The organism is Litchfieldella rifensis, from assembly GCF_042646605.1.
GTDB lineage: Bacteria > Pseudomonadota > Gammaproteobacteria > Pseudomonadales > Halomonadaceae > Litchfieldella > Litchfieldella rifensis.
In genome coordinates this window covers 1-785 of sequence record NZ_JBHRUG010000035.1, presented here as the reverse complement: position 1 = coordinate 785, position 785 = coordinate 1, and the positions used below count along the sequence as shown (strand labels likewise).

Below are 785 nucleotides of genomic sequence, written 5' to 3'. Positions count from 1 at the left end.
TGTCAACATCACTGAAGGTTGTCCGTTTTTCATCAATTCGGATTGTCCGGTTTTCATCAGTGTTCTTTCATCGGAACAGCTTCAGGGTTGTGTGAGGTGTCGTCCTCCTTCGCAGTGGGCGTTGTTACCAGGCCGGCTCGTCGTTTGTCCTTCAATCGGTAGCTCTCGCCCTTGATGTTCAGGGTGGTCGAGTGATGCAGCAGCCGATCCAGGATGGCCGTGGCAATCACCTGATCCCCGAAGATCTCGCCCCAATCCATGAACGACTTGTTCGAGGTCAGGATGGTGCTGGCTCGCTCGTAGCGCCGATTGATCAACCGGAAGAACAGACTGGCTTCCTCTCGGGTCATCGGCAGGTAGCCCATCTCGTCGAGCACCAGCACCTTGGGATAGGTCAGTTGCTGGAGTTGCCGATCCAGGCGGTTCTCCTGGCGGGAGCGCACCAGGGTGCTGACCAGCCGATCCAGGGTCATGAACAGTACGCGGTGGCCGGCTTCGGCGGCTTTCACCCCAAGCGCTACGGCGATATGGGTCTTTCCGACGCCCGGCGGGCCGAGCAGGACCACGTTTTCGCCGCGTTCGACGAAGCCCAGGCCGGCCAAGTCGCGCACGATCTTGTGGTCGATGCTGGGCTGGAAGCTGAAGTCGAACTGCTCGAGGGTCTTGATCCACGGCAGCCGCGCCTGTTTCAGCCGCGACTCCAGGCCCTTCTGGTGGCGCCCGCCCCATTCCTGGGCCAAGGCCTGCTCGAGGAACTCACGGTAGTTCAGGTCCTGCTTGCTGGC

1 protein-coding gene is annotated in these 785 nt (G+C 60.5%); it reads right to left on the bottom strand.

All coding sequences use genetic code 11. The annotated features are described in order from the left end of the window. Positions 1–56 precede the first annotated feature (56 nt). On the bottom strand, positions 57–785 hold a 729-nt coding region (gene istB, locus ACFOEV_RS18295), incomplete at its 5' end, for an IS21-like element helper ATPase IstB (RefSeq protein WP_386776336.1).